Below are 24479 nucleotides of genomic sequence, written 5' to 3'. Positions count from 1 at the left end.
TCATGCTCGACTTCGATCCCTCCGCCGACATCCAGGCCCTGCGCTCCACGTTCGCCGACATCAAGGCCGTGGTCGACGTCGAGGCACTCAACGCCGACATCGCACGCCTGAGCGAGGAGGCGGGCGCCCCCGACCTCTGGGACGACGTCGAGAAGGCGCAGAAGGTGACGAGCGCCCTCAGCCATCGTCAGGCCGAGCTCAAGCGCATCACCGATGTCGAGCAGCGCCTCGACGACCTCGACGTGCTGGTGGAGCTCGCGAACGAGATGGACGATGAGGACTCCGCCGAGGAGGCCCGCCGCGAGATCGCCGAGCTCGAAGACATCATCAGCCAGCTCGAGGTGCAGACGCTCCTGGACGGCGAGTACGACGAGCGCTCCGCTGTCGTCACGATCCGCTCCGGGGCGGGCGGCGACGACGCGACCGACTTCGCCGAGATGCTCATGCGCATGTACCTGCGCTGGGCCGAGCGCCACAAGTACCTCGTGAAGGTCATGGACACCTCGTACGCCGAGGGGGCGGGCATCAAGTCGGCCACCTTCGAGGTCGACGCTCCGTACGCCTACGGGACGCTCTCGGTCGAGGCCGGCACCCACCGACTGGCACGCATCAGTCCCTTCGGCTCGGCCGACAAACGACAGACGTCCTTCGCTGCCGTGGAAGTGATCCCGGTGATGGAAGAGGCCCAAGAGGTCGACATCCCCGAGGGCGACATCCGCGTCGACGTGTTCCGGTCCTCCGGGCCCGGCGGCCAGTCCGTGAACACCACCGACTCCGCCGTGCGCATCACGCACATCCCGACCGGCATCGTGGTGTCGATGCAGAACGAGAAGTCGCAGATCCAGAACCGGGCGGCGGCGATGCGGGTGCTGCAGACCCGCCTCCTGCTGCTCAAGCGCGAGGAAGAGGCCGCCAAGAAGAAGGAGCTCGCCGGCACCATCACCGCGAGCTGGGGCGACCAGATGCGCTCCTACTTCCTCTACGGCCAGCAGCTCGTGAAGGACCTGCGCACCGGCTACGAGGTCGGCAACCCGGCGATCGTGTTCGACGGCGATCTCGACGGCTTCATCTCGGCGGGCATCCGCTGGCGCAAGCGCAAGGACGACGACTGACACGGATGCCTCGGCTCGAGGCATCCCGGATCCCGGCCGCTGCTCCACCCGACTGAGTGAGCCTGTCGTAGGTCGGAAGCCGTGACTAGAGTCGCGCCATGACCCTGCGACTGGCCGAGCTCAGCGAAGAGAACCTGCCCGCCGTCATCGCCATTCCTCCGGCCGTGGGGGAGAAGGCGTACGTGGCGCCCGTCCTCCACTCGATCGCCCTGGCATACGTGACCCCGTCCGCCTGGCCACGCGTCATCATGGATGACGACACCGTGGTGGGGTTCGTGATGGCCAACTGGGATCCCGACAACGAGATCCCCGAGTTCCGCGGCGGCATATGGCGCATCAACATTGCCGACGAGGCGAAGGGGCGCGGCGTCGGTCGCTTCGCGGTGGAGCAGGTGGCGGCCGAGGCGCGTCGCCGAGGCTATGACCAGATCACGGTGTTGTGGGATCCGGCGTCCGATGGTCCCGAGCAGTTCTACCTCAAGATGGGCTTCCGCAAGCAGGGTGAGCTGGGCGGCGAGACCGTCGGCGTGCTGGACCTCTGACACGGGTCGTGGCCAGGTGCCGCAGCCGGGCGCCAGAGCGCCCTTCGCTCAACGACCGGTACTTGGGGTCCCGGTCGTTGAGCGAGCGAGGAACGAGCGAGACGAAACGCCCCGCGCCCGGGGCGTCCGTCAGTCTGATCGCGTTTCGTCTTCGGGCGCCAGGGCGCCCTTCGCTCAACGACCGGTACCTGGGTCCCGGTCGTTGAGCGAGCGAGGAACGAGCGAGACGAAACGCTCCGCGCCCGGGGCGTCCGTCAGTCTGATCGCGTTTCGTCTTCGGGCGCCAGAGCGCCCTTCGCTCAACGACCGGTACCTGGGCTCCCGGTCGTTGAGCGAGCGAGGAACGAGCGAGACGAAACGCCCCCGGCCCCGCGCACACCCGGTGCGGTGAAACCAATGCGCAATCGACGAGTGTCGCTGGGCTGCCGCCCGGGGCATCCGCATAGGCTCGTTAGGCCATGATCCGGTTCGAGAACGTCACGAAGCGCTTTCGCGGCACTTCCAAACCCGCCCTCAGCGATGTCGACTTCGAAGTGCAGCGCGGAGAGTTCGTCTTCCTGGTCGGGGCATCCGGGTCGGGCAAGTCCTCCTGCCTGCGCCTCATCCTTCGTGAGGAGACGCCGACAGACGGTCGGGTGGTCGTGCTGGGGCGCGACCTGCGCACGCTGTCGAACCGCAAGGTGCCGTACTTCCGGCGTCATGTTGGCGCGGTGTTCCAGGACTTCCGGCTGCTGCCGACGAAGACCGTGTTCCAGAATGTCGCGTTCACACTGCAGGTGATCGGATCGTCGCGGGGCTTCATCCAGCAGGCGGTACCCGAAGTGCTCGCGCTCGTCGGGCTGGCCGGCAAGGAGAAGCGTTTCCCGCACGAGTTGTCCGGCGGTGAGCAGCAGCGGGTCGCGATCGCCCGGGCCCTCGTCAACCGCCCGCAGATCCTCCTCGCCGACGAGCCGACGGGAAACCTCGACCCGGCCACCTCGGTGGACATCATGCAGCTGCTCGCGCGGATCAACGCCGGCGGCACGACCGTCGTGATGGCCACGCATGAAGCCGGCTTCGTCGACCAGATGCAGCGTCGCGTGATCGAGCTGCGGCACGGGGAGATCGTGCGCGACGAGCGTCACGGCGGCTACGGCGACCGCTCCGCACTGCCGAGCCTCGCACCCGAGCCGGAGCGGGGCGCCGCGGCGGTGGCTGCCCTGACGGCCGTGCTCGAAGTGCAGCGAGAGGCGGCGATCGCGGCGGCGGCAGGTCTCGACCCGACGGCTCTTCCTATCGAGGACGACGAGATCGACGCGCCCGTGACGGATGCCGCGCGCCCGGCCGCGACACCACCGGCCGCGCCCGCGAGCGCCGATGTCGCCGCGACACAGGACACCCCCGCGTACGCCCAACCGGACGCCGGTGACGACCGCGCCGGCGAGCAGTCCTCCGCCACGGCGCCGTCCACGGCCCCGGCCGCTCCGGCACCCGCACCAGCGCCCACGCAGTCCATCCCCGTGGTCGACCTGCCCGACATCGACGTCGCCGAACTCGGGCTCGCCGATCGCCTGGGTCTTGCCGACACCGATCCCGACGACGAAGTGGGGCCCACCTCATGAGGTTCGGACTCATCATGTCGGAGGCGTTCACCGGCCTGCGGCGCAACGTCTCGATGGTCGTCTCCGTGGTGCTGGTGACGTTCGTGTCGCTCACCTTCGTGGGCGCGGCGATCCTGATGCAGATGCAGATCGGGACGATGCGCGACTTCTGGGTCGATCGCGCGCAGGTGGCGATCTACATGTGCACCGACATCTCTCTGGCGGCCACCTGTGCCGACGGTGCGGCGACCCCCGACCAGATCGAGGAGGTGCGCGGCAAGCTCGAGGGCAGCGCGCTGTCGCCCTTGATCCGCAACATGGTGTTCCTCGACCACGAACAGGCCTACCAGGAGCTGCTCGATCTCGTCGGGGACGAGGATGCCAGCGTGCTTTCGCCGGAGCAGGTGAACGAGACGTTCCGGATCACGCTCGTCGACCCGACCCAGTCCGACGTGATGATCGAGGCGTTCTCCGGCAGCGCCGGCGTGGAACAGGTCCAGGATCAGCTCCAGTACCTCGAACCGCTGTTCTCCGCGCTCACCATCGCAACCTACATCGCCGTGGGGATCGCCGTGCTCATGCTGATCGCCGCTGTGCTGCTGATCGCCACGACGATCCGGCTCTCGGCCTACGCGCGAAGGCGCGAGCTGGGCATCATGCGCCTGGTCGGGGCATCCAATCGCTTCATCCAGACGCCGTTCATCCTCGAGGGCGTGTTCGCGGCGCTCATCGGGTCGCTGCTGGCCAGCGGCGCCGTCATCGCGGGCGTGCACTTCGGCGTCGACCGATATCTGCGCAACCGCGTCGACTTCGTCACCACCTGGGTCGACATGGGCGACGCATGGGTCGTGGTGCCGATCCTGATCCTGGTGGGCGTGGTGCTGGCCGCCCTTTCCGCGGGCTTCGCCATCCGGCGCTGGCTTCGTGCCTGAGCGGGCGGCCATCGCGGCGCGGCGGACGGGGTAGACTGACAGGCTGCCGTGCGCCCCTGTGGGAACCGTCCTTTCGTGCGGCATCAGCGAGGAGACATCATGCCCAGGGAACGCGGGGAGAAGGTCGTGGCGACCAATCGACGCGCGCGCCACGAGTACGCCATCGAGAAGACGTACGAGGCCGGTCTCGTGCTCACCGGCACGGAAGTGAAGTCACTGCGGGAAGGGCGAGCGAACCTGACCGACGGCTATGCGTACATCGACGGCGGCGAGGCGTACCTGGACGCCGTGCACATTCCGGAGTACTCGCAGGGGCACTGGACGAATCACTCCGCCAAGCGCACCCGCAAGCTCCTTCTGCACAAGGACGAGATCGTCAAGCTCTCGCACGCCGTCTCGGCGGGCGGGTACACGCTGGTGCCCCTGAAGCTCTACTTCTCCGATGGGCGCGCGAAGGTCGAGATCGCCGTCGCGAAGGGCAAGCGCGAGTACGAGAAGCGTCAGACCATCCGAGAGCGGGAAGACAAGCGCGAGGCCGAGCGCGCGATGCGCACGCGCAATCGCCTCGGCGAGTAACCGCGCGGACGTTCCCGTCGATAAGGTCCGTCGCCGAGCGCGTCGCGGCGCTCACCGTGCAACGAACCGGGCCTCGACCCCCGAGGAGATGACGATGTCCTCCGGCTGGAGCTGCACCGAGGGGCCACCGCCGCCGTCGGCCGCGAAAGACGCCTTCGCCATCAGCATCCGGGGCGCCGGGGCAGCCTCCGCTCCGTCGTGAGAGGTCAGCAGACCGACATCGGCGAGCTCGAGCGGCGTCACAGTCGCCAGGCCGAGCGCGGCGGCGTATGCCTCCGCCCGGGCGACGGCGACGCCGACGGCCTCCGTCGCGACCTCACGCTCGACGCGGCTGCGCGTCTCGGGCGTGAGCTTCCACTCGATCCACGTCAGTTGCACACCTTCGCGTTCGGCGACCTCGCCGGCCCACCATGACAGCACGGCGAAGTCGGTGAAGGTGACGGCGAAGTCGACGGTCGCGTAGTGCACTGGAGCCAAGCGGCGACCTTCGTTGTTCCACGGTCGCTCAGACCACACGGCGACGCGCTGACTCGTCCATTCCGTGACGGTGCCGGCGGACCGGCGGGCGGCCAGGTCGTCGCGCACCGGCTCGGTGAGAGCCGCCATCCGCTCGACCACGGCGCCGCGTTCCGGCCCCTCGGCGCGGATGGTGAGGTGGGCGACCGCGCGTTCGGGCGCGAGGCGCGTCTCGTGCTCACCGCGGACCGTGATGACGACGTCGCTCATGACGCCGACTCTACGTGACCTGACCGCGTCAGCCGAGACCGCTCACCGCTGCGGCGCACCTCGCGGGACCACCTGCCACATGCCGCACCACCGCGCAACCCGGTCCATCGTGGCGCGGCGGGGGATTATCGTCTCGGGAACCGGGTCGCCCATGGCGCCCGGACGACCCGAGGGTGGAGGAGCGAAGCGATGTCGCGCAATGTGAGGGTGCTGCACTGCACTCCCGAGGATGTGTTCGAAGTGCTGGGCGACGGCTGGCTGTACCCGTCGTGGGTCGTGGGCGCATCGCGCATGCGCGAGGTCGACGAGACATGGCCGATGGCGGGCGCCGAGCTGCATCATTCGTTCGGGGTGTGGCCCGCGCTTATCAACGACAAGACGGTCGTCGAGGAGTTCGTGCCCTCCCGATCGATGGTCATGCGCGCGCGCGGATGGCCGGTCGGCGAGGCACGCGTGACGATCGAGGTCAAGACGCGCGGTGACGAGTCGGTCGTGCGCATCCAGGAAGAGGCGATCGCCGGCCCGGGCAGGTTCGTGCCCCGCCAGCTGATGGACGTCATGCTGCATTGGCGCAACGCCGAGACCCTGCATCGTCTGGCGTATCTGGCCGAGGGGCGCGCGTCGGGACGAAACCAGGCGTCGAGCGCACAGCGCGAGATGTCCGGCGAAGCGGGCGGCGCCGGCGACTCGTGGAGCGCCGCATCAGGCGCCGGCGAGTCGGAGCCCGTGCCGGAGGTCAGCAGGGTGGCCGAGGCATCCGAGACATCCGTCTCACCGGATGCCGCCACCTCGAGCGCCGGTGACACCGAGGCGCCCCGCCCGTGAACGGTCGTCGTCGGCGCGGCGGTGCGGACCTCGACGCCGTCGTCGTCGGCGCCGGACCCAACGGTCTGGCCGCTGCGGTGACGCTCGCGCGAGCCGGTCTGCGGGTCCGCGTGTACGAGCGGGGGGAGCGGGCCGGCGGGGGCGCGGCCACACGGGAGCTGACGTTGCCGGGTTTCCGGCACGATGTCTGCTCGGCGGTGCACCCCATGGCCTTCGAGTCGCGGTTCTTCCGCGAGTTCGGGCTCCGCAAGAGGGTGCGGTTCGTCACGCCCGACGTGTCGTTCGCGCAACCGCTCAGCATGGGCCGGGCCGGGATCGCCTATCGCGATCTCGCCCAGACCCGCGACGCACTCGGGGCCGATGGTCGCGCCTACGAGCGATTGCTGCGCCCACTGGTGGCGCGGTCGACGGAGGTCGCGGAGTTCACCGGGTCGTCGCTTCTGCGCCTCCCTGACCATCCGGGCACCGTCATCCGGTTCGGACTTCGCGCACTGGAGCAGGGGACGGCGTCCTGGAACGCGCGCTTCCGCGAGGACGTCGCGCCCGCGATGCTCACCGGTGTCGCAGCACATACGATCCTCGCGCAGCCGAGCCTCGCGGCAGCCGGCGCGGGCCTCGCACTGACCGCCTATGCGCACGCGCGTGGATGGCCCATCCCGGTCGGGGGCAGCCAGGCGATCATCGACGCGATGGTCGAGGATTTCGAGGCGCATGGCGGTGAGCTGATGCTCGGCCACGAGGTGACCGCCCTGGAGGCGCTGCCCGATGCGACGGCGACGCTCCTGGACGTCACTCCGAAAGCGCTCATCCGCCTGGCGGGTGCGGCCATGCCTTCCCGGTACCGGCGCGCCTTGCAGCGGTTCCGCTACGGCGACGGCGTCGCGAAGGTCGACTTCGCGCTCAGCGATCCGGTGCCGTGGACGCACCCCGAACTCCGTCGCGCCGGCACGGTGCACGTCGGCGGCACGCGCGCCGAGGTGGCGGATGCCGAGAACCAGGTCCACCGCGGCCGGGTTCCTGAGAACCCGTACGTGCTCGTCTCTCAGCCCTCGTTGTTTGATCCGACGCGCGCGCCGACCGGCAAGCACACGCTGTGGACGTACACCCACGTGCCCGCCGGCAGCCCCGTCGACCGTCGCGAGGCGGTCGTGAAGCAGATCGAGCGCTTCGCGCCCGGCTTCCGCGACACGATCCTCGCCGTCAGCTCCCGAAGCGCGCGTGACGTGGAGCGGCACAATCCGAACTACCACGGTGGGGACATCGCGGCGGGTGCACCGGATCTGTGGCAGCTGGTGCGTCGCCCCGTGCTCCACCCCGACCCGTGGCGGACCCCGATCCCGGGGGTGTACCTCGCGTCCGCCTCCACGGCGCCCGGGCCTGGGGTGACCGGCATGCCCGGGTGGTTCGCCGCGACCAGCGCGCTGCGTCATGAGTTCGGGACCAGCACGCTCCCGGACCTTTCGCCCCGGCGCTGACACGCGACCCCGGCATCCAACGCTCGGCACGTCGCTCGTGCGCTGTCAAGGGGGCGGACCGACCGTGTCGCGCCGCCTACCGTCGACCCATGGAACCGCAACGCCAGAATCCCGACGCCGCCAACGCTTCGGAGCAGGAGGCGTCGCACGGCGCGCTCTCCGAGCAGCAATCGCTGCGCAAAGACATGAGCTACTCGCCCGCCAGTGAGACGGAGACGGCTTCGAAGCAGGCTGATCCACTGCCCGACACGGTCGACTCCGACATCGACCGGGATGATGTGCGCGCGGTTCCCGGGACCGGAGGTCCCGACGACGTGGGCGATGTGGACGTCGACCCCGAGGACCTGAATCTGCCCGGCCCGCCGCAGGGCGCGCGATGAGCACCGAGCAGGGACTCGTCGTCGTCGTGACCGGTGCCTCCAGCGGCATCGGCCGGGCCACGGCGCAGGAGTACGCCCGACGAGGCGCCCGAGTGGTGCTCGCCTCGCGGAGCGAGCAGGCACTGCTCACGGTGGCGCGCGAATGTCGTGAACTGGGCGGGCAGGCGCTCGTGATCCCCACCGACGTGTCGGACGAGCAGGCCGTGCGCGCCCTCGCCGCTGCCGCGGTCACCGAGTTCGGCCGCATCGACGTCTGGGTGGGCAATGCCGGCGTGTTCGCGTACGGGGCGTTCGAGGATCTGCCATCGCAGATCTTCCGGCAGGTGGTCGAGACGAACCTCATGGGCCAGGTGCACGGCGCGCGGGCGGCGCTGCCGCAGTTCCGGCGACAGGGATCGGGAACGCTGGTCCTCGTCGGGTCGTTGTACTCACGGGTGGCGTCGCCGGCGATCTCGCCGTACGTCACCAGCAAGTTCGGTGTGCTCGGCTTCGCCGAGAGCCTCCGCCAGGAGCTGCGGGGCACCGGCATCCGACTCCGCGTCATCCTTCCCGGCACGATCGACACGCCGATCTACCAGCACGCCGCCAACGTCACAGGACGCCATGTGCGTCCCTTGCCCCCCGCGTCAGGGCCCCAGCGGGTCGCGCGTGCCATCGTTCGAGCACCGCGGCGGCGACGCTTCGCCACTTACGTCGGCCGGATCCAGATGGCGGTGCTGCCCGTCCACGATCTGGCGCCCGGCGTGTATGACGCGGTGGCGAGATGGCTCATGGACCACCTCGAGCTTCACGGGCGTGACGTCGAGACGTCGTCGGGGACGGTACTGGCAGCACCGGAGTACGCCGGCGGCATCACCGGTGGGTGGCGATCGACGCCGATCCGCCTGTTGCTGGGCGCGGCCGTCGCCGCCGCCCTGTCGGTGCTCCTCGCCTCGCGCCGTACACGCTGACGCGGGGCGAGGGCAACCGCTCAGCGGTATCCCTCCATCTGGGTCCGCTCGTCCGCGACTCGCACGCCGTAGCGGTAGGCGAGCTTGCCGCCCAACCATCCCGAGACGCCGAGCGCCGCCAGCCCGACGATGCTGAGGATGAAGCCGACGATGCTCACATCGTCCTCATCAGCCGAGAGCCGTACGAGCAGGTTGATGATGAACAGCACCGTGACGCCGAGGTTCAGCGACATGTGGATCGTCGCCGTGCGCCGAGCGACCGTGCTGCGGCCGAGCTGGAGGTAGTCGATGAAGCCCCAGATGGCCGCCAGCACGGCGCCGATCAATCCGATCACGATGAGGATCCACGCGGCACGGACGTACGGCTCGGGGTCGTCGGAGACGAGCCCGATGATGTCGAAGACGAGGCTCGCGACCCACGATCCGATCGGGATCGTGACGAGGATGGGATGGAACGGGTGCCCGTACGGACCGGCGATCGCCGACGCCGGGCGTTTCGCGCGCTGCTGCGGGGTGTTCTGCGACATGTCTCAGCTCCTTGTGTGGGGTCGCACCATCCGACCAGCAACGAGACGGTCGCGCATGGGCCTTGACATGCCGCCAATGAGGATGCCTGCCCGCACCCGTCGGGCCGGGTCGTGCACAGAGGTTCGAGCAGGGGGATGACCCACAGCGGGTGCGGCCGTCCAGTCTCGATGGCTCCGGGAATGGCGGGGGAGCGGCATCCGTTGTATTCTGATGTGCTCGGAAGCTTCGGCGCCCGAGCGATTGACAACTCCACAGAGTGACAGCGGCCCTTCGATAGAAGGAACCAGGGATCGATCGTGTGGTCGATCTCGGCACGGGGATGATCGGTTTCGACATCGCCTGCGAATCTGCGTGAAGCGGGCCGAGGATGCAGGGTTATCTCGTGAACGCTCCCTGCAAACCAATAACTGCCGAACAGAAGCAGTCTGACTTCGCCCTCGCTGCCTGAGCAGCGAGCCCGAGTCCGTCAATCCGTGACTGATCCCGTCACGGTTCTTGGCGTCATTTAGGGATCTTGCTGCGTGACGTCGCCTGAGCGCCACGCGGGACTCTCTTCAGGATGGGCTTGTCGACTTAGGTGTCTGTGACAAAGGTCGGAGCCGAGTAGAACGCTTTCACAGACTGCGCCCGGAGAATCCGCAGTATCTCAGCGATGGACGGGGGTTCGATTCCCCCCATCTCCACCAACCGCTGTCACAGAAGAGGGCCCGAGAGCCGCGGAATTCCGCGGATCTCGGGCCCTTTTCGTTGGCGTGGAGTGTGGGCCCGCGAGGGCGCTTGCCCACAATTTGCCCACAGTTGAGGAGGATCGCGGCCCGGTCAGACCGACCACAGCCGAGTCACATCGGCGTCGAGTCCGCCTTGGTTCATCCGGGCTGCGACGTCGGCCAGGTCGTCCTCGAACATATCGGCGTACGTGTCGAGGGTCATCGCCGCAGACTTGTGGCCGAGCATCCGCTGCACCGCCTTGACGTTTGCGCCCGACGAGATCGCGAGGCTCGCGGCGGTGTGGCGAAGGTCGTGCGGCGTCAGCCGCTCGATACCCGATCGCTCGAGGGCGGCGCTGAACCATGACGTCGTGCCGACGCTGGTCTTCGCGCGCCGGAGGTGATTGCCGTCCGGGTCGGTGAACACGAGGTCGTCCGGCCCCTTGCCATCGCAGAGCTCGCGAAGCGGCGCCTCCAGGAACTCCGGGAACGGGACGATCCGCCGTTCCCAGTTCTTCGGCGCTCCGACGACGATGCGTCCTTCGACCTCGACGGCCGCGCGATTGACCTGGATGCGGTCGCGCTCGAAGTTGACGTCGCGCACGTGCATGCCGATCGCTTCGCTCCATCGGAGGCCGCAGTATGCGAGCACCAGGATCAGCGTTCGATAGGTCGGCGTCGACGCCGCTTCAGCGAGGCTCACGACCTCTTCGTGCGTCAGATACCGTCGCGGCTTCTCGGATCGTTTCGTCGGCAGGTTCTGCGCGCCGCGAGCGACGTTGCGGGGGATGCGTCCGTCGCGGACGGCGGTGTCGAGGATGCCGGCGAGGACCCCAAGGGCGCGGTAGACGACCGTTGCCGATCGCGGACTCCCGGCCACGCCGCTGCTCTTGGTGCGGCTCGTGGGGGCCGTGCCCTCGGAGAGCTCGCGGATCCACTGCTCGACCTGTGACGCGCGGATGTCTCCGATGCGGGTGTCGGACCAGCGGGGGAGTACATACACGCGCCACGACGTCTCCAGCGAGCTGTACGACGAGGCTTTGAGCGAGTGCCGCTTGTTGCGCAGCCATTCGGTGCCGAGCTCGCGGACGGTCGCCTTGGCCGCGGCCGGGTTCGTGTAGGAACCGTCGGAGCGGGCGACCTCGGTGCGAGCGAGGAAGAGCTCTGCGTCGCGCTTCGTCTTGAAGCCGCGCTTCTCGACCTGGCGGTGCGTGGTGTCGTCGCGCCAGCGGACTCGGTACCGGCGGCCCGCCGCTGCCTGATCCGCCGCGATGCTTCCCATGCTGACCTCGAAGTCAGAGTAGCCCACGGCGCCGACGCGACCCGCAGTGGATGCACTTGCGTCCGGGTCACTCCGGTACGGCGCGCAAGCGGATCCCCAACCGGGCGACGAACGGAAGCGGCACCCGAGCGCGCATTCGGCTCGCTCTTCGTTCGTAGCCCGCGAACCGACTGCTGATCGCTGATAGTCGGGTTGGCGCGTTAGTCGCCCGATACGGGCGTGGCAAGCCTTGGCCGGATGCCGGCCCAGACTTGCTCAAGGGCCCCCCGCAGATCGGCCGGGTCGACACCGGCCATGTACTGCAGCACGATGCCATCAAGTGCCGCGAAGGTGGCTTGCGCGATCGCATCCGTGTCCCCTTCGACGCCATAGTGCCGAAGACTCTCCGCTACCACCTCGTGATAGCGGGTGTACAGCCGGGTCACGGGCGCCCGGTACAGCTCGTTCCGCCGGGCCTCGAGGATCATCTCGTACTGGAACGCCTGCAGTTCGGGTCGCACCGAGATCGCTTCCAGAAGCGTGTCCGCGAACGCCTTCTCGGATGCCAGCTCCAGCAGGTCGGTGGTTTCGATCGACTGTTCGACGGCCCAGTCCAAGGCCGCGGCGAGGAGCGCCTCCCGCGTGCCGAAGTGGTGAGCGATCAGGGAGTTGTTCACGCCCGCTCGTTCAGCGATAGCGCGGAAGGTCAGGCCGCGCAGCCCCTTCTCCGCGACGACGTCGACGGTCGCGGCGACCAACAGGTCCCGCCCTTCGCCATACGCGACACGTGCCATGTCCTCATGCTACCCAGCGGAAATCGTCTCTTGCGCAAAGAACTAAGCATTTGCTTAAATGTGTCCCGGCGCACCGCAGCGCCCATGTCGAGGAGGACATTGATGTCTGAGCAGTTCACGATCGCGGGCTCGATCGACCGCGCCGCCGCCGAGCCCTTCGAGGTCGGAGTGGTCCAGTGGATCCGACGCCCCGGAGATGGCGACCGGCAGGACCTCTCCGCCGGCTACTGGTTCATCTCGCCCGACGAGACACCCGGCCCGATGCTCGTCGTCGGCCACGCCGACGAGACCGTGCACATCGTCGAGGGCCGGGTGCGTATCGAGCCGGAGGGCGGCGAGCCGATCGAGCTCACGGCCGGCGGCTCCGCGTCGCTCAACAAGGGTGTCCCGGCGACCTGGACCGTGCTCGAGCCGACCGTCGAGTTCTTCGTCTATTCCTGAGCGGACGGAAGATGGACAACATCCACGACGTCATCGTCATCGGCGCCGGCTTCGCCGGTCTCACCGCAGCCCGCGAGCTCGCCCACGCCGGCAAGCGGGTGGCAGTGCTCGAGGCCCGCGACCGGATCGGCGGCCGCACTTGGCTCGACGAGCGGATGGGACTAAACCTCGAGCTCGGCGGCACCTGGGTGCACTGGACCCAGCCGCACGTCTGGGCCGAGCTGCGCCGGTACGGCATCGGCCTGGCACCCAGTCCCACGCCGCAGAACGCGTACTGGTGGAACGGTACGCGCGCCGTCGCGGGCAGCCCCGACGAACTCTTCGAGCTCCTCGATCGCCCCAACGAGCTGCTCGCAGCCCGCTCGCGCGAGGTGTTCCCGCAGCCGTTCGCGCCACTGGACTCCACGCTCCTCGCCGACTTCGACGGCGTTTCGCTCCTCGACGAAATCGACCTCCTGCCTATCCCCGCCGAGCAGCGCGCGCTGCTCGAGTCGTTCTGGACGTTGAACTTCAACGGCCGGATAGAGGATGCCGCATTCACCCAGGCGCTGCGCTGGGTCGCCATCACCAACGGCGACTGGAAGGTCATGTTCGAGGCCTGTGCGACCTACAAGATCGCGGGCGGCACCAAGGCGCTCGCGGAGGCCATCCAGGCCGACACCGCCGCGGACTTCCGCTTCGGCGCCGATGTTCGCAGTATCGACCAGGACGGCGACGGTGCGGTCGTCACCACCGCCGACGGCGCCGAATACCGGGCGGAGAGCGTGGTGCTGGCCGTCCCGATCCAGACACTTCCGCGAATTGCGTTCACCCCCGCGCTCCCCGTCGCCGTGGAGTCCGCAGCCGAACAGGGACAGCTCGGTCTGGGCACCAAGGTGTGGTTCACCATCGAGGGCGAGCACCCCGCGTTCGTCGCACTCGGCGGCGCGGACTGGCCGCTCAACTTCTTCCAGTCCGAATACGTCGCCGACGGCAAGACGTTCGTGATCGGCTTCGGACCCGACGCCCACGCCATCGACCCCGCAGACACCGCCGCGGTCCAGCGGATCCTCAATCGGCTCGTTCCGGACGCGAAGGTGCTCGAAAGCGTCGGCCACAGCTGGGTCGACGACGAATACGCCCAGGAGACCTGGCCGATGCACCGCATCGGGTTCCTCACCGAGTCTCTCCCGGCCCTCCAGCAGCCGCACGGCCGGATCCGCATCGCCGGATCCGACGTCGCCGACGGCTGGGGCGGCTTCATCGACGGCGCGATCGACAGCGCCCTCAAAGCCGCCCGCGCCATCCTCATCGCCGCGCAACCCGTCGCGGTCTGACCTTCACCACCGCACGAGATCAAGGACGATCCTCATGTCGCTCAAGCAATCCAGCCCCGTCCCGACCACCACCGCATCCACGGACCTGCGCAAGGGCGCGGTCGGGGTGCTCGGCATCCTCTTCTTCGTGCTGTCGGCGCAGGCCCCGCTCACCGGCATCGCCGGTGCGCTCCCCCTCACGATCCTGCTCGGCAACGGAGCAGGGGCGCCCGGCGCCTACCTGGTGATCGGCGTCATCATCGTCATCTTCGCGATCGGGTTCATCGCCATGAGCCGCCGTGTCGACGGCAAGGGCGCCTTCTACGCCTATGTCGGCGCCGGTCTGGGAAAGCGGACCGGCACCGGGTCGGCCTGGCTGGCCCTGGTCGCCTACGGCACCGTGCAGGCCGCGATGTACGGGTTATACGGCGCGAGCGTCAGCGGGCTCCTCGCCGCGCTCGGCGTCAGCATCTCCTGGTGGGTGCCGGTCATCATCACGATCGCCGTCGTCCAGTTGCTCGGCTCGCTCAACATCGAGCTCGGCGCGAAGGTGCTCGCGGTGCTGGTCGGGCTCGAGGTCGCGATCCTCCTGGCCTTCGCGCTCGGCGCCCTGTTCACGAGTGGTGGCGGCCCAGATGGCAGCATCAACTTCGCCGCGAGCTTCTCTCCCAGCGCCATCATGGCCGGCGCCCCCGGTGTCGCGCTGATGTTCGCGGTCGCGTCGATGTTCGGCTTCGAGTCCACCGCCATCTATTCGGGAGAGGCGAAGGACCCGAAGCGCACCGTCCCTCGCGCCACCTACCTCTCGGTCGGCGTGATCGCGATCTTCTTCTCGTTCGTGTCGTGGATGTTCATCTCCTACTACGGCTCGGACAACGCCGTCGCGGCGGCCGAGACCGCGGTCATGTCGGGCGACTCGACGCAGTTCGTGTTCCAGGCCCTCGATGGCGTCCTGGGCAGCTGGTCCGGGGTGGTCGCGAACATCCTTCTCGTCACTTCGCTGTTCGCCGGCATATTGGCGTTCCACAACGGCATCAACCGGTACCTGCACGCCCTCGGCAGCCAGAAGTCGCTGCCGCAGCGGCTCTCGCACACCAACCGGCACCAGGCGCCGCACGCCGCCGCCTGGGTGCAGTCCATCACCGCCGTGTTGCTCATCGCCCCGTTCGCGATCCTGAACCTCGACCCGATCCTGACCCTGTTCTCCTGGTTCAGCGGCCTGGCCGTCGCGGCGCTCGTGACGCTGTACGTCCTCTGCTCGATCGCCGTCGTCGTCTACGCGGTACGTACCCACGCCACCGACCCGTGGCAGACCCGCATCGCGCCGGCCATCGCGGCTCTGCTGCTCGTCGGGGTACTGGCGCTCGTCGTCGCCAACTTCACCTCACTGATCGGCGGCGAGGTCATCACCGCCGTGATCCTCCTGGCGTTCGTGCCGATCGCCTTACTGGCCGGCTTCATCACCGAACGCCGACCCGACCAGTTCGTCACCGCCGAATAACCCGAGAACGGAGCATCCGTCATGACTGCCACCGCGACCATCCTCGAATCGATCACCGTCCCTGAAGCCGAGGGGCGGGCGATCCCCGACGCCGCCACCCGCGACACCATCGGGTACGCGCCCGTCCACACCGTGGCCGACCTCGAGGCGATCATCGCCGCCGCACGCGCCGCCCAGCCGGCGTGGAACGCGCTTGGCCACGCAGAACGCGCCCGCATCCTCCACGCGATCGCCGATGACCTCGAAGCGAACAGCGAGGAGCTGGCCGCCATCCTCTCCCGCGAGCAGGGCAAGCCGCTGGACGGCCCGAACGCACGCTTCGAAGTGGGCGCCTGCGCGGCCTGGACCCGCAACGCCGCCGACACGGTCCTCGAGCCGGAAGTGGTGTTCGAGGACGGACCGGCCCGCGCCGAAGTCCACTACGACGCGCTCGGTGTCGTCGGTGCGATCGGGCCATGGAACTGGCCGATGATGATCTCGGTGTGGCAGATCGCCCCGTCGCTGCGGATGGGCAACACCGTGGTCGTGAAGCCGAGCAGCTACACCCCGCTCTCCGTCCTCGCGCTCGTCGAGGTGTTCAACCGGCACCTGCCCGACGGCGTGCTCACGGTGGTCTCCGGCAACCGCGAGGTGGGTGCGGTGATGGCATCGCACCCGGGCCTCGACAAGATCATGTTCACCGGCTCTACCGAGGCAGGCCGTCGCATCGTCGAGTCGTCGGCGCGCAATCTCGCACGCCTCACTCTCGAACTCGGCGGCAACGATCCCGGGATCGTCTTGCCGGGCGCCGATGTGTCCGCGATCGCAGAGAATCTGTTCTGGGGATGCTTCATCAACACCGGGCAGACCTGCGCAGCGCTGAAGCGCCTCTATGTGCACGACTCGGTCTACGACGAGGTTGTGGACGCCCTCGCCGGTCTGGCACAGGCCATGCCGATGGGACGCGGCCTCGACGAAGGCAACCTGCTGGGGCCGCTTCAGAACCAGAGCCAGTTCGACATCGTCCGCGACCTGGTCGACGACGCCCGCGAACGCGGCGCCCGCATCGTCACGGGCGGCGAACCTGCCGGCGACCTCGGCCCCCTCTTCTACCGCACCACGGTCGTCGCCGACATCGAAGACGGTGCACGACTCGTCGACGAAGAACAGTTCGGCCCCGCCATTCCCGTGATCAGATACACCGACGTCGAGGACGCCATCCGCCGCGCAAACGCGTCGGAGCAGGGCCTCGGCGCGTCCGTCTGGGCCAGCGACACCGACGCCGCTGTCGAGGTCGCCAAGCGACTGCAGGCGGGCACGGTGTGGATCAACCAGCACGGCGCCCTCAACCCGGCCGTGCCGTTCGGCGGCACCAAGCAGTCCGGGTACGGCCAGGAGTTCGGCGTCGCCGGCCTCAAGGCGGTCGCGGCCCCCAAGGTCATCAGCCGCTGAACACACACGTCCGACCCGAGTGACTCCCGGGTTGGCCAGAGGGGCCGCGGTGGGGACCGCGGCCCCTCACTCCTTGCCGTCGCAGCGGCAACAGGGCTATCGGCACGAAGTCCAGCGCCTCGGTATCGGTTGCGCTCCGCGCCGGATCCCTTTCCGTGCGAGGCTCGGACAGGGGACCGATCCGAGCATCAAGGAGCCGCGAGTCCTCGTCATCGGCTCGATCGGTCGTCCTCTGGTACCCACTCGCGTACGCCGTGCTTGGTAGCCTCGCCAGACGGTCCGCGAGCGCCCGCGGCTGTCGTCACTCTGACGACGTGCGCGGCGCCGATCAGGCCGTCCCCTCCGAGTAGCCCCCGATCGGGACGCGGGTGCCAGCCTGTCCGCGCGGTGATCTTCGTCATGCGCGCACAAGATCGAACAGCATCGGGAGGGCACCGGCTCGCTCGATGAAGCGCACACTGGCCGAACGCGCCGGTCGCAATGAGACCTACATGCTCGTGCCAATGAAACCGTCTAAAGACCTCCCCGGCTAGAACTTCTGCATGGGCGGGATTCGCGGTGGCGTGTGCGGAAACGCTGCCCGGAGCGCGTCTCTCGCGGCCTTCTTGGTTAGTTCGACGGGCGCGCGCCCGGCAATGCGATCTTGGTGTGACCATCGGATGACACGACGCGCCCGTAACCACGGTAGTAGCGGCCGACGCCAACTCACCTCACATAGGACCCCAAGAGGCGCGCGGAGCTCGACCCGGTGGAGCGTCGAAGATTCGACCATGAGCGGCTCGATGTTGATGACGAACTCAATGTGCCGATACTCGTCCAGAAACACGGTGCTGGGACTATCCCCCCAGGTGCTCCCGCTCTCGGCCGCGAGTGTCGTCCCGTCCTCGCGCAGCGACGCCCAACGCCACGAGACGCTGTAAGCAGGAGAAGATCCGTTCTCATGCCACACGAACACCATCAGGCGATCGCCGGCTTGGACCTCGGCAAAGACCCTGAGTCTCGGTCGAACCAGAAACGCCGTGATTATACCGGCGACGGCGATCGCTGTCGCGACTAGTGTCGCAACATCGCCGACCCGGCTGACGACCACCCACGCGTCCATGGACTGCAGGAATGGAATAACGCGCACGTGCGTGACACTATCTCGTTCGTTGATCGCATTTGCGGTCGCGCTAGGCCCGCTGCGGGCGGCGAGGCAACATCTGCAACAACGTACGCGCGATCTTTCCACCGTCGACGCCCGCCTCGCGAAGACGCTGCGCCAGTCGGCCTCCTCGTCCGTCCTGAGCGCCGGAGACCCCGGAGCGGCGTTCCTCGCCGCCCCATCGACGTGCAGTGTGCGGTGCTGGCATCGGCGCTGCGCGTCGAGGTCGTGCCTCAGGCGCGGAGGGGCACGAAGTGAACCCCGGATCGCCTTGCTCCTCACCCCGGCCGCATAGCGTCGGCCTAGCCGGCGTCGGTCGCCGGAGCAGCCGGGAAGTGTTCGCGGCCAAGCGAAGCTGCATGGGACAGCTGGCGGTGGCTGCTTAGCGCCTGCTCGAGACGCGCCGTGGGGATACCCAGCTCGAAGAGCAGGTTCAAGATGACCACCGCGTCAGTAACGCGCACCAGCGCGTATAGGTGGTTCCGGTCATGATCTCCTGAAGCGCCGAGGTGCGCCAACGCGTTGCGCGCGTCACCTGCGGCCTTCGCCCACGCCTCCGGGTTAGGTACCAGGTGCTTCATGAACTCACCGGGTCTCGTCGCAAGATCGGTGAGCCGCTGCTTCAGAGTCGGCTCGTTGCGCACTATCCGTGCGGCCAACCAACTCTTGAACTTGGGTGGCACGTCCTCAAGCAGACCCTTCCGCAACGACGCGAACTCATCCGGCGGGATGGGCGGGGGCGACTCGAGGGCCCGATGAAATGACTCGGCTGCTGCAACGGCCGTCACGACCTGGGTCTCGACGTATCCGCCCGTGACGTACCTGAGGCCGAGAATCATCCCTCGGGCAGAAGCAAACCTCTCATGCACTTCCATCCACTTTGGGAGAAGCTGCGCGAAGTCGAGATCGTCAGGCGTCAGGACCATCTGCCACGTTTCGTGAGCTTCCTCCTCGGGCTTGGGCCGTACGACTCGCACGGTGTAGATCTCCACCTCGTGGCGTTGGTCTCGAAGGGGGTGATCCTCCGGAAACATCTCGGGCGTCGGCGGTAGGTACATGCGGATGGACATAAGCCCGCAGGGCGAGAGCGTCGACATCGAGACCAAGTCGCCGGTCGCGGCGAGAAGGTCAATCCATTCATCTAGCGGCTTACCGTCGGCCGATGAGAACTCGATCGTGGCACTCTCGCGGATTCGCGCAACCGTCCCTGATCGACGCTGATCGGCGTATGGGCTCCAGTAGACCTGATGAAGCTTCGCTGTCACCGTCGGCAGTTCTGCCACGAGCGGCGCCAGTTGCGTGATCTCGATGCGACCGCCGACAGTTCCCACTTCCGGCTTGAAGTACTGCATTGCTGTACCCGAGTGCCGAGACCACTGCGTCATATTCTCTATGGTGCCCATCGAGGCGATGAAGCACGCCTCCCGGGGCTCGACCAAGTGGCACCCGACAACTGCCGTCTGTGCGCGAAGTTCCATCCACCTCGGCGGCTCAAACCAGTTGAACGGGCTGAACGAACTCGCCGTCTTGAACCACACCCCAAGAAGCGTGACGAACTGGTCATCCCCCTTCTTGTCCACGATCCCGTGGAGCATGGGCCAGGTCTTGAACTCGTTCGCGAGAGTCGTGACTCCGTTAGAGCCCTCCATCACGCGATACTCCCAACCGCCGATTAGTCGGAGACTCACGCCTTTTTTCGGATCGAAGGTCAGGATTCCCGGGACCTGCTGTTCTGGAGTTTCCGGGGCCCACCAATGCCCTGTCCACTCGCGCCGCTCGCTGAGAAGAGCTTCATCCACGCAATCATCATGGCGAACCATCGTCACGTGTACACCGACGAAACACCATCGATTTGCTAGTCAGGTCGAGTAGTCCGCGGTAAACTGCTACCGCAACTACATGGTCCCCGTGGCGGGAGTCGAACCCGCAATCCGTCGCAGGAGCTGCATTGACAGTGCAGTGCGTTTGCCATTTCGCCACACGGGGCTAGTGATCACTGAGGGTGCAACCTCAGGGATCATCTGGACTGAGTCCTTGGCCCGCCCCTAATCGTTGACAGCGAGGGGCGGGCCTTCTCACTTCATGAGGCCTCCTCCGCAGCGTTCGACAGGGGCGCCCACTGGCCGCGCCCGACTCGCTGGATGCGATCCGAGACCCTCAGATACGACAGAGCCGCACCGATCTGGTCGCGGGTGTCGCTTCGGTGGTGGTTGCTGAGGTAATCCTCGATCTCTGCGGGGCTGGCCGGGCGACCCTCAGCGGCATTGATCGCGTGCACAGCCTTCTCGATCGCGTCGGTGCGGCTGATCCGGGACAGATCCTCATCGATGGGGAAGAGGGGGCTCTGTCCGCTGGACTCACCGCTCGGAGATGTGGCAGAGGCTGCATGCGGGAACAGGCGGGCGAGCGCGAGCTTGTGTCCCTCCTCCTCCTTGAGAAGTTCGTCGCGTTCGCGGTCGAGGTCGGCGATCTGCGATTCGAGGTCGCGGATGCGCTGCTCAACGACGCGTCGAGCGGCAACCGTGTCCTGCACCAGTTCGGCAAGCACTTCCTCGGTGATGGGCATAATCAACTCCTTACCCCTCAAGTATACCAAAAGTTGTGGATCTGGGTTCTGGATCCCACTACCCTAAGCATATCAGTGGGGTTTGAGGTAGTGCCACGAGTCTCCGAGGCCCAACCGAGCTTGGTCGGCGTAGCTCTGTGGAGCGCGGTTGCATGCCCGCGTGACGCCACGAAAAACGACCCCGGGCACTACTTGAATGCCGTGCCGCGGACCCACCCGACCACGACTATCGCTTGCAGAGGGCCGTAGTCATTGACGGCCACTGCTCCCAGCCCAGCTAGTTCAGGGCGCACGGATACCGGTCCTCGAGCGTGCGTCCTAGGACGCTGCCGGCGTGCGAGTGTGTAGCGCCAAGCGTAGGTAGGGAAGGTGATCCCGTGCGACGACGACTGTCGTGACGACGTCAGCTCGCAGCTGGGCGCCGACCGCGTAGACGAAGGGGTCGGTGTTGATCTCGAAAGCCGCTACATGCTCACCGTCGATCTCGAGTGTGGCGGCGGAGTTGACCGACGATGGACGGATCTTCCATGCACCATCCTCGGTGGGTCCGGGAGCGAGCCCCAGCTCCTGCCGGAACTGGTTCACGAGGATGTGGTTCGCATGATCGACAAGTTGCCGGTCCAGGTTGGTGTATTCGGAGTGGTCCCTGCTCCAGCACGTGCGAACTGCTTCCCAAAGTTGGGGATACCGCATCATCTCTAGCGTCTCGATCAGCCAGGCAGGGCGAGGCCACGGCGGAACGGTTTCGATGGCTGCTTGCTCGTCCGGTTCGAGGTGCTTCAGATTCACGGGGTCGGCATGATCGTCGGGGTTACGCCAGAGGGTGTACGAGAAACTCACCGCGAACTGCGATCGCCCTTCGGAGTCCGTCGCCTCCATGATGGCCGGACGGTCAGCGTCCTCGATCGTCGGTTGCGGTGCGAGTCCCAGAAGCGGGAATGGGAGGCCGAGCAATCGCCGACCGGCTTCCACACGAGGGTCGGGGGCATCCTCAGGCGGCACTCCGACGATCTGCATGCTCCGAGCGTTTCGGATCGCGATGACCTTCGCAACCGGAACTGCCGGTTCGGGAGACAAACCGCCCATATCGGAACCGCACATGGCCGGGATCGCGTGCCGAGCTGACGGGCACCGCGCCGGCTGTGGGTGGAGAGCCACGCAGCACCTCCGCGCGATTTGCGGGATGCACGTTTAGCCCGCCCGGGCACTCCGCACGCCAGGCTAGGTCAACTGATGCAGCGCCGACTGCCGTCACGCGGCACCGGCGACGCTGACGAATATGAGCAGATAGACCAAGGGAAGAGACTGCAATGCACGCAGGCACTTTCTGTGGGCACTTTCGAATGCGTTGAAAGCACTGGGATCGCGTGACAACCTGGTTACATGACGCGGGGACGTCGAAGTGCTAAGCGGGAAGCGGCCCTCAAGAGGCAGATCGACCAGCGAGAGCGTGACGCTACGGTCGCGCGTGCCGCGAAGCGTCTCGCCGACCGGTGGGGCGGAGAGCGAGATGCGCTCAACAGGCTGAGTGCCCTATCGAGCGAACTCGAGCGGCTCCACAAACTGGAGGCGGCGTTGCTGCGCGAGCGCGACGAACTGGTCGTGATGCTGCGTGAGACGGGCAGTTCGTGGAACGCACTGAGCGCTCGCACGAAGCTCAGCCGTCAGGCACTGATGAAACGCGTCTGATTGCCCCGCCTTCTTGCCGGCTACAATATGACTTAGAAGTCATAAGCGCGTGGGAGGAGGGGTCATGACTGCTTCTACGCTGATTCGAGCTGCTCGCAAGAGTCGTCGACTTACCCAGCAGCAGCTCGCAGAGCGCGCCCGCATCGATCAGAGCAGGGTGTCACGATCGGAGCGCGGCCGTGACACGGAGTTCGGCACGGTCGAGCGACTTATGGCGGGGGCCGGGCATCGACTGTATTCCGCTCCCACTCAGCGCGACGACGCGGCGACCGTCGCCGAGGAGATCCGCGGGCACCTCGCGGCCGGTGACAAAGACCGTGCCCTTCGCGCGCTGCTGCAGCTCAACGACAACCTCGTCGCGGAGCGAGGACTGGTCCGAGGCGTTCTCGGACTTGCCGAACCGGAGTCGACGCGACATCGCGCCTGGGACGCAGCACTTGCTGGCCTCGTCGCATGGCGACTGCACGAGGAGGGGCTGCCTGCGCCCGAGTGGGTGAACGATCCGAGCCGATACCTTGAGGTGCCCGCCACCCTCCAGATCGACCCGGCCGACCCGACGCCGCCTGCGTCGGAGGTGCCTGAGGAGTTTGCCGAGCGTCGTGTGCTCGTGTGGCGCGACACTTTTGCGAGCGTCTGACGTGTCGACATCCCGGACAGCCGGCAGGAGTTCCTTCGCCCAGGCCCATCGATTTGTAGCCGCATCATCGCCGAAATGACGCATCGCGATCGGGCCACTCCAACGGCGAGAGGGTAGCGGTCCGCGTCGGCTGTGTCCCCGCCGCTCGCTCTTTGCAGACTCCGCGCTCCGCGCTCCGCTTAGCAACCGCTCCCCGCGGAACTCCACCGACGCCGACCGCTAACTCGGCCTGTTGTCGGAGCGGCGGAATCTGAGCGGGGGACTGCTGCGCGGCATCCCATTTGCCCACAATTTGCCCACACTTGGTCGAGATCGAGGCAGATCGAGCCGGGTTCAGACGGGTGCAGAGTCCCCGAAAATCCGCGGAAATCCGGGGAAATCCGATCGAGACGGATCGCCGTGATTCCGCTCCGCCAGGTTTCGATTCCCGCCATCTCCACGATCCGCTGTCACAGAAGAGGGCCCGAGATCCGCGTAATTCCGCGGATCTCGGGCCCTTTTCGCTGGTGGAGTGCGGGTCGCGAGGGCGCGCTGGCCGACATCTGCTGTCGCTTCGCGGACCGGGCGACACTCGGTCGTTGAGCGAGCGAAGTGAGACGAAACGCGTCCTCGCACCCGGCGAGAGTGGGCTTTCGGTCGTTGAGCGAGCGAAGCGAGACGAAACGCAGCGTCAGATCGCCCAGAGCCGAGTCACATCGGCGTCGAGTCCGCCTTGGTTCATCCGGGCGGCGACGTCGGCCAGATCGTCTTCGAACAGGTCGGCGTACGTGTCGAGGGTCATCGCCGCGGACTTGTGGCCGAGCATCCGCTGCACCGCCTTGACGTTCGCGCCCGACGAGATCGCGAGGCTATGCGTCCTTCGACCTCGACGGCCGCGCGATTGACTTGGATGCGGTCGCGCTCGAAGTTGATGTCGCGCACGTGCATGCCGATCGCTTCGCTCCATCGCAGGCCGCAGTACGCCAGCACCAGGATCAGCGTTCGATAGGTCGACGTCGACGCCGCTTCGGCGAGACGCACGACCTCGTCGTGACCATCGGGGGAGTACGTACACGCGCCACGACGTCTCCAGCGAGCTGTACGACGAGGCTTTGATCGAGTGCCGCTTGTTTCGCAGCCACTCGGTGCCGAGCTCGCGGACAGTAGCCCTGGCCGCCGCGGGATTCGTGTAGGAACCGTCGGAGCGGGCGACCTCCGTCGAGCGAGGAAGAGCTCTGCGTCGCGCTTCGTCTTGAAGCCGCGCTTCTCGACCTGGCGATGCGTGGTGTCGTCGCGCCAGCGGACCCGGTAGCGGCAGCCCGCCGCTGCCTGATACGCCGCGATGCTTCCCATGCTGACCTCGCAGTCAGAGTAACTCACCGCACCGACGCGACCCGCGGTGGATGCA

At 67.3% G+C, this 24479-nt stretch carries 23 protein-coding genes, 1 tRNA gene, 1 other RNA gene and 1 pseudogene; 16 read left to right on the top strand and 10 right to left on the bottom strand.

The window, feature by feature from the left end; translation table 11 throughout:
- Window positions 1–2 precede the first annotated feature (2 nt).
- The 5 genes from prfB (at window position 3) to smpB (ending at window position 4742) form a co-directional block, all read left to right on the top strand.
- The gene (gene prfB, locus C9992_RS03985; RefSeq protein WP_106814252.1) at window positions 3–1112 is read left to right on the top strand and encodes a peptide chain release factor 2; all 1110 of its coding nucleotides are present in this window, start codon (window positions 3–5) and stop codon (window positions 1110–1112) included.
- 98 nt (window positions 1113–1210) lie between these two features.
- The gene (locus C9992_RS03980; RefSeq protein WP_106814251.1) at window positions 1211–1654 is read left to right on the top strand and encodes a GNAT family N-acetyltransferase; all 444 of its coding nucleotides are present in this window, start codon (window positions 1211–1213) and stop codon (window positions 1652–1654) included.
- Between the two features lie 458 nt (window positions 1655–2112).
- On the top strand, window positions 2113–3255 hold the full coding sequence (ftsE, locus tag C9992_RS03975) for a cell division ATP-binding protein FtsE (protein WP_106814250.1): 1143 nt from the start codon (window positions 2113–2115) through the stop codon (window positions 3253–3255).
- Window positions 3252–4166, top strand: coding sequence for a permease-like cell division protein FtsX (ftsX, locus tag C9992_RS03970; protein WP_106814249.1), 915 nt, complete (start codon window positions 3252–3254; stop codon window positions 4164–4166). The genes ftsE and ftsX overlap by 4 nt, the downstream gene beginning before the upstream one ends.
- A 99-nt stretch (window positions 4167–4265) precedes the next feature.
- A complete protein-coding gene (smpB, locus tag C9992_RS03965) occupies window positions 4266–4742 on the top strand; it encodes an SsrA-binding protein SmpB (protein WP_106814248.1) in 477 nt (158 codons plus the stop codon).
- A gap of 51 nt (window positions 4743–4793) precedes the next feature.
- Here the strand turns inward: smpB and C9992_RS03960 are convergent, their stop codons facing one another.
- Window positions 4794–5468, bottom strand: coding sequence for an SIMPL domain-containing protein (locus tag C9992_RS03960; RefSeq protein WP_106814247.1), 675 nt, complete (start codon window positions 5466–5468; stop codon window positions 4794–4796).
- A gap of 189 nt (window positions 5469–5657) precedes the next feature.
- Here C9992_RS03960 and C9992_RS03955 point away from each other — a divergent pair.
- The 4 genes and pseudogenes from C9992_RS03955 to C9992_RS03940 form a co-directional block, all read left to right on the top strand.
- Window positions 5658–6104: pseudogene (locus tag C9992_RS03955) on the top strand (SRPBCC family protein); the annotation flags it as partial.
- Between the two features lie 185 nt (window positions 6105–6289).
- Window positions 6290–7768 (top strand): phytoene desaturase family protein, encoded by a 1479-nt coding sequence (locus C9992_RS03950; RefSeq protein WP_106814245.1) that lies wholly within the window; start codon window positions 6290–6292, stop codon window positions 7766–7768.
- An 89-nt stretch (window positions 7769–7857) separates the two neighbouring features.
- Window positions 7858–8148, top strand: coding sequence for a hypothetical protein (locus C9992_RS03945; RefSeq protein ID WP_235007963.1), 291 nt, complete (start codon window positions 7858–7860; stop codon window positions 8146–8148).
- Window positions 8145–9098, top strand: coding sequence for an SDR family NAD(P)-dependent oxidoreductase (locus tag C9992_RS03940; protein ID WP_106814244.1), 954 nt, complete (start codon window positions 8145–8147; stop codon window positions 9096–9098). Before C9992_RS03945 ends, C9992_RS03940 begins: the two co-directional genes overlap by 4 nt.
- Window positions 9099–9118: 20 nt before the next feature.
- Here C9992_RS03940 and C9992_RS03935 read toward each other — a convergent pair whose 3' ends face one another.
- On the bottom strand, window positions 9119–9625 hold the full coding sequence (locus tag C9992_RS03935) for a DUF2231 domain-containing protein (protein ID WP_106814243.1): 507 nt from the start codon (window positions 9623–9625) through the stop codon (window positions 9119–9121).
- A 316-nt stretch (window positions 9626–9941) separates the two neighbouring features.
- Here C9992_RS03935 and ssrA point away from each other — a divergent pair.
- Window positions 9942–10312: a transfer-messenger RNA gene (gene ssrA / locus C9992_RS03930) on the top strand.
- A gap of 133 nt (window positions 10313–10445) precedes the next feature.
- Here ssrA and C9992_RS03925 read toward each other — a convergent pair.
- A complete protein-coding gene (locus C9992_RS03925) occupies window positions 10446–11642 on the bottom strand; it encodes a site-specific integrase (RefSeq protein ID WP_327316788.1) in 1197 nt (398 codons plus the stop codon).
- A gap of 173 nt (window positions 11643–11815) precedes the next feature.
- Window positions 11816–12388, bottom strand: a complete 573-nt coding sequence (locus C9992_RS03920) for a TetR/AcrR family transcriptional regulator (RefSeq protein ID WP_106814242.1) — start codon at window positions 12386–12388, stop codon at window positions 11816–11818.
- A 102-nt stretch (window positions 12389–12490) separates the two neighbouring features.
- Here C9992_RS03920 and C9992_RS03915 point away from each other — a divergent pair, with 102 nt between their 5' ends.
- From C9992_RS03915 to C9992_RS03900, 4 genes are read left to right on the top strand one after another with little or no spacing between them, the layout of a single operon-like run.
- Entirely contained in the window at window positions 12491–12829 is a 339-nt protein-coding gene (locus C9992_RS03915; protein ID WP_106814241.1) for a cupin domain-containing protein, read from the top strand.
- Window positions 12830–12840: 11 nt separating this feature from the next.
- Window positions 12841–14145: a flavin monoamine oxidase family protein gene (locus tag C9992_RS03910; RefSeq protein ID WP_106814240.1), complete on the top strand. Its 1305-nt coding sequence runs from the start codon at window positions 12841–12843 to the stop codon at window positions 14143–14145.
- A 34-nt stretch (window positions 14146–14179) separates the two neighbouring features.
- Entirely contained in the window at window positions 14180–15625 is a 1446-nt protein-coding gene (locus C9992_RS03905; RefSeq protein ID WP_106814239.1) for an APC family permease, read from the top strand.
- A 21-nt stretch (window positions 15626–15646) separates the two neighbouring features.
- Window positions 15647–17056: an aldehyde dehydrogenase family protein gene (locus tag C9992_RS03900; protein WP_106814238.1), complete on the top strand. Its 1410-nt coding sequence runs from the start codon at window positions 15647–15649 to the stop codon at window positions 17054–17056.
- Window positions 17057–18502: 1446 nt separating this feature from the next.
- On the opposite strand, the gene C9992_RS03890 is transcribed toward C9992_RS03900, so the two are convergent.
- The 4 genes from C9992_RS03890 to C9992_RS03875 all read right to left on the bottom strand — a co-directional run bounded on the left by C9992_RS03890 (window position 18503) and on the right by C9992_RS03875 (window position 21645).
- Window positions 18503–19999: an ApeA N-terminal domain 1-containing protein gene (locus C9992_RS03890; RefSeq protein ID WP_146145290.1), complete on the bottom strand. Its 1497-nt coding sequence runs from the start codon at window positions 19997–19999 to the stop codon at window positions 18503–18505.
- Between the two features lie 101 nt (window positions 20000–20100).
- A tRNA-Asp gene (locus tag C9992_RS03885) sits at window positions 20101–20186 on the bottom strand.
- Window positions 20187–20280: 94 nt separating this feature from the next.
- Complete coding sequence (locus C9992_RS03880; protein WP_146145289.1) at window positions 20281–20787, bottom strand: hypothetical protein; 507 nt, start codon at window positions 20785–20787, stop codon at window positions 20281–20283.
- Window positions 20788–21084: 297 nt separating this feature from the next.
- Window positions 21085–21645, bottom strand: a complete 561-nt coding sequence (locus tag C9992_RS03875) for a hypothetical protein (protein ID WP_146145288.1) — start codon at window positions 21643–21645, stop codon at window positions 21085–21087.
- 504 nt (window positions 21646–22149) lie between these two features.
- Here C9992_RS03875 and C9992_RS03870 point away from each other — a divergent pair.
- Both C9992_RS03870 and C9992_RS03865 read left to right on the top strand, forming a co-directional pair.
- Complete coding sequence (locus C9992_RS03870) at window positions 22150–22455, top strand: hypothetical protein (RefSeq protein ID WP_106814233.1); 306 nt, start codon at window positions 22150–22152, stop codon at window positions 22453–22455.
- 64 nt (window positions 22456–22519) lie between these two features.
- Window positions 22520–23092, top strand: coding sequence for a helix-turn-helix domain-containing protein (locus C9992_RS03865; RefSeq protein ID WP_106814232.1), 573 nt, complete (start codon window positions 22520–22522; stop codon window positions 23090–23092).
- Between the two features lie 670 nt (window positions 23093–23762).
- Here C9992_RS03865 and C9992_RS18475 read toward each other — a convergent pair.
- Window positions 23763–23897 carry a hypothetical protein gene (locus C9992_RS18475; protein ID WP_268807166.1) on the bottom strand — a complete coding sequence of 45 codons (135 nt, stop codon included), beginning with the start codon at window positions 23895–23897 and terminating at the stop codon, window positions 23763–23765.
- Window positions 23870–24424, bottom strand: coding sequence for an Arm DNA-binding domain-containing protein (locus C9992_RS03860; RefSeq protein WP_235008031.1), 555 nt, complete (start codon window positions 24422–24424; stop codon window positions 23870–23872). Before C9992_RS03860 ends, C9992_RS18475 begins: the two co-directional genes overlap by 28 nt.
- Window positions 24425–24479: the final 55 nt, after the last annotated feature.

The organism is Microbacterium timonense (assembly GCF_900292075.1).
GTDB classification, from domain to species: domain Bacteria; phylum Actinomycetota; class Actinomycetes; order Actinomycetales; family Microbacteriaceae; genus Microbacterium; species Microbacterium timonense.
The sequence above is the reverse complement of the archived record's forward strand: the minus strand, read 5'-3'. Positions and strand labels throughout refer to the sequence as shown.